General features: G+C 64.4%; 2 pseudogenes (1 of these 2 running past the window's edge). Both read left to right on the forward strand.

The features are described 5' to 3' along the window. A pseudogene (locus ACFE99_RS13405) lies at positions 1–578 on the forward strand (thiamine pyrophosphate-requiring protein) (it extends 1,217 nt beyond the left edge of the window). A gap of 17 nt (positions 579–595) precedes the next feature. Continuing rightward, a pseudogene (locus ACFE99_RS13410) lies at positions 596–2,043 on the forward strand (FAD-binding oxidoreductase); the annotation flags it as partial. Positions 2,044–2,264: the final 221 nt, after the last annotated feature.

Genomic DNA, 2,264 nt, shown 5'->3' on the forward strand with positions numbered 1-2,264 from the left:
TTGGCGGGGAATTTGGCCACCATGGGTCCGGGCACGCCGTATGCCATCAGCGCCAAGCTGGCTCACCCCGGCCGGTGATTGCGCTCGTGGGTGACGGTGTGTTCCAGATGAACGGGCTGGCAGAGATGATCACCGTCAAGCGGTACAAGGATCGACTCTCCGAGGGCCCGCTGATCTTCTGCGTGTTCAACAACCAAGACCTCAACCAGGTGACCTGGGAACAGCGGGCAATGGGCGGTGAACCGAAGTTCGAAGGCTCGCAGTACATTCCGGATGTTCCCTACGCCGAATTCGCCAACCTGCGCGGCTTGAGCGGTATCCGGTGCGACAGCCCGAAGACGATGGCTGAGGCCTGGGAGCAGGCGCTGTCGGCCAACCGCCCGGTGGTTTTGGAGGTGGTTGTCGACGCAGACATTCCGCCGGTGCCGCCGCATATCAAGAAGGAAATGGCGAAGAAGACCGCGAAGGCGGTCACGAAAGACCCGGATCGGGTCAGCATCGCGACCAAGGGCGCCAAGCAGAAGATGCACGAGTTCACCGAGTCGCTCAAGCCATCCTCCCGGAAGTCGGGCGAATGAGTTTGCGCACCAAGGCGATGTATGCCAACGACGCCTCGAACTTCCGCCAAGTGCCCATCGGGGTCGTCGTCCCCAAAACGCTCGACGACGTGGTCGAAACCGTGCGGGCCTGCCACGCCTATCACGCCCCGGTGCTGTGCCGCGGCGGGGGCACCAGTCTCTCCGGGGAAACCGTCAACGTCGCTGTGGTCATCGACTTCTCGAAGTACCTCACCGAGATCGTCGACATCGACGCCGACCGCCGCCTGGCCACCGTGCGGACCGGTGTGATCAACGAGCAACTCAACAGGGCCACCGGCGAATACGGGCTGGTGTTCGGCCCTGACCCGTCGTCGCACTCGCGGTGCACCCTGGGCGGAAACATCGGCAACAACTCGTGTGGCGTGCATTCGATCCAGTCGCATCTGTATGGGCCGGGACCACGCACGTCGGACAACACCCACGCCCTGGAAATCATCACCTACGACGGCGCTCGGTTCTGGGTCGGCAACAACGAAGAGGAGCGCCTTGACGCCATCATTGCCGAGGGTGGCCGCAAGGGTGAAATCCACGCGGCACTAAGGGAATTGCGTGACGAGTACGCCGACGACATCCGTCGTGGGTTCCCCAGGGTTGACGAGCTTCCGCGGCGGGTGTCCGGATACAACCTCGACGAGCTGCTTCCCGAGAAGGGCTTCAACGTCGCACGCGCGCTGGTCGGGACCGAGAGCACCTGCGCGGTGGCGCTGACCGCGACCGTGATGCTCACGCCGGCCATGGCGCACCGCACCCTGGTCGTGGTCCAGTATGACTCGCTCGGCGAGGCGGGCGACGCGGTGCCGGACATCATGGCATGGAAACCCATTGGTCTCGAAGCGGTCGACCACGTGCTGGTCCACGACCAGGAGTTGACCGGCACCAACGCCGCCGGGCGAGCAGCGCTGCCCCGGCCCAAATCCACCGGCGCCTGGTTGTTCGTCCAGTTCGGGTCGGATCAGCCCGGTGAATCATTCAGCCGTGCTCAGGAATTCGTCGGCTGGCTGCGGAAGAAAAAGGACTACGACGACGATCGCATCGTATTGGCCCGCAGTAAACAGGACTGCGGAAACAGCGACGAGCTCTGGTCGATCCGCGAAGCCGGGCTGGGCTCCACCGCGTTCCCGAAAGACAGCGGTGACCATTGGCCGGGCTAGGAGGACTCCGCGGTGCCGCCGCACCGGGTCGGCGACTATGTCCGCGATCTGCAGCGGTTGTACGCGGACCACGGCCTGCGCGGCGCCATGTACGGGCACCTGGGAGAAGGCTGCGTCCATTCCCGGATCAACTTCGATCTGCGCCACCACGACGGGCTGGTGACTTATCGGCGTTTCATGGAAGCCGCCGGCGACCTGGTGGCGTCCTACGGTGGGTCGATGTCCGGCGAGCATGGCGACGGCCGCAGCGCGCAGAATTGCTCGGCAAGCAGTACGGCCCGCGGCTGCTGGAAGCGATGCGGCGGTTCAAACTGATTTGGGATCCCGAGTGGAAGATGAACCCGGGCAAGGTGATCGACGCCTACCGGTTTGACGAGAACCTCAAGCTCGGCACCGACTACAACCCGCCGCGGCCCAAGGTGAAGTTCGCCTATGAGGACGACGACGGTGATTTCGCGCATGCGGCGCTGCGCTGCGTCGGCGGGCAGTTCAAGGGTCGGCTGCTGTTCCGCAA

It is taken from the genome of uncultured Mycobacterium sp., from assembly GCF_964249325.1.
Taxonomy (GTDB): domain Bacteria; phylum Actinomycetota; class Actinomycetes; order Mycobacteriales; family Mycobacteriaceae; genus Mycobacterium.